Origin of the sequence: Streptomyces sp. YS-3 (genome assembly GCF_045257485.1) — a bacterium.
Taxonomy (GTDB): domain Bacteria; phylum Actinomycetota; class Actinomycetes; order Streptomycetales; family Streptomycetaceae; genus Streptomyces.
On record NZ_JBJHPC010000899.1, the window covers coordinates 1 to 1,891 of the forward strand.

General features: G+C 72.2%; 3 protein-coding genes. All 3 read right to left on the bottom strand.

What is annotated here, in order from left to right; translation table 11 throughout:
* Positions 1–774, bottom strand: a 774-nt coding sequence (locus ACJA3G_RS36070; protein WP_406557250.1) for a BTAD domain-containing putative transcriptional regulator, incomplete at its 3' end; no start/stop codon positions are given.
* A 157-nt stretch (positions 775–931) separates the two neighbouring features.
* Positions 932–1,252, bottom strand: coding sequence for a nuclear transport factor 2 family protein (locus tag ACJA3G_RS36075; protein ID WP_406557251.1), 321 nt, complete (start codon positions 1,250–1,252; stop codon positions 932–934).
* Positions 1,253–1,296: 44 nt separating this feature from the next.
* The gene (locus ACJA3G_RS36080; protein WP_406557252.1) at positions 1,297–1,722 is read right to left on the bottom strand and encodes a nuclear transport factor 2 family protein; all 426 of its coding nucleotides are present in this window, start codon (positions 1,720–1,722) and stop codon (positions 1,297–1,299) included.
* Between the last annotated feature and the right edge of the window lie 169 nt (positions 1,723–1,891).

The following is a 1,891-nucleotide window of genomic DNA, read 5'->3' on the forward strand; positions in this document are numbered from 1 at the left end:
GGGCGCGGCCGGGGCGGCGGGTTCGGCCGCGAGGGCCGGGTCGCCCACCAGGACGCGCTGATGCAGCTCCTTGAGCGGACGGCCCGGCTCGATGCCCAGCTCGTCGTCGAGGAGCTGGTAGTAGTCGCGGTACGAGGCGAGCGCGTCGGCCTGCCGCCCCGACCGGTAGAGCGCCAGCATCAGCTGGCAGCGCAGCCGCTCGCGCAGCGGGTACTGGGCGACCAGCGTGCTCAGTTCCGGCACCGACTCCTCGTAGCGGCCCAGCTCGACGAGCGCGTCCAGCCGGTCCTCGCGCGCCACCAGGCGCAGTTCCTCCAGCCGGTCGGCCTCGGCCAGCGCGAAGCTGCGGTCGCTGACGCCTTCGAGCGCGGGCCCGGTCCACAGGGCGAGCGCCCGGTCGAGCAGGGCGACGGCGGCCTCGGCGTCGTCGTCGGCCGCCGCTTTGCGGGCCTGGTCGGTCAGGTGTACGAAGTGCAGGGCGTCCACCTGTTCGTCGGCCACCTGGAGGGTGTAGCTGGTGTTGCTGCGGGCGCCCGCGCTGAGCAGGAGCTCGAAGCCGGAGGTGGCGCGCCGGCCCGGTTCCAGGATGCGCCGCAGATGCATGACGTGGGTGCGCAGCGCGCTGACCGCGCCGTCCGGCGCGTCACCCTCCCACAGGAGCTCGGAGAGCCGGGAGGTGCTGACCGGGCGGCCCCGCGCGAGGGCGAGGACCGCGAGGAGCGCGCGCTGCTGCGGCCCGAGGCCGATGTGCCGGCCCTGGACCTCCACACTCACCGGGCCCAGCAGACGGACCCGGACCGACTCCTTCGGTGCCGGCTGAGCCCTGGGCCCCGAGGTGCGGCTCACACCATTGCCCTCTGCTTCCCTGTTCCCGCTGCCGTTCCGCGTACCTCTGTCGCGCGTGTCCGCAGTCCCGTCCGGCGGGGAACGCTCAGCCGGGGCCGGTGACGAAGCCCCGGATGACCGGGCCGGAGACGGAGAACTCCCACGCGGTGTCGATGTCCCCCCAGATGTCGTTGTGGAAACGCGCTGTCACCGACAGACCGTCAAGTGACTCCCGTACCACCTCCATTCGCGCGTGGGCGGAGAACAGCTCCCGCTCCACCCAGTCCTCGGGATCGCGCTCGGTCCCGACGTCGACCACCGTGGCGTCCTTGGCGAGCACGGCCCACAGGGCCTGCGGATCCTGGGCGTTGACCGCGTCGACGAACGCGCGTACGACCGGATGGGAGGGCATGCCGGGGGGAGTCATCTCTTGAGCCTCTCTGGAGCGGTGGGTACGGGTCCGGCGCCGGCTCAGTCGTCGGTCACGGCCCGGTGCAGCGCGTGGGTGTCCTCGAAGAGGTGATACCGGGCGATCTTCCCGTCCACGACGGTGACATGTGCGGCGAAGGGCGTCACCAGAGGCTTGCCGGTGGCTTTGACGGTGTCCCGGAGATGGCCGATGATCACCCCCTGTTCACCCTCGACCACGATGTGCGTCACCGTGAACTCCTCGGGCTTCAGATACTCGTGGAGGGTGGTGAAGAACTTCATGACGCCCTCCCGCCCGGTGCGGGACCCCGACCACGGCACCGCCGGGGAGCCCGGAGCGTTGAATTCCGCCGACTCGGCGAAGACCTGCACGGCGCTGTCCAGATCCCGCTGCGAAAGCCGGGCCAGATAGGTGTCGATCGCGGCTCGGGTGGCCTGCGCGGCTCCCTCGGGGGCCTGCCTGGTCATCTCACCAACTCCTCGTCCGTACTGTTCCCTGGGCGTGAGGCTCCAGTGTGGTGCGCCGGTGGCGGGGAGCGTAAGTCGCGCGCCGCTTTCCGGCCACGCGCCGCCGCTCGGCGCGTACGGGAGCCCGGCCGCCGGTGACCGCGGCTCGGGCGGGCCGGAGCGGCTGCCG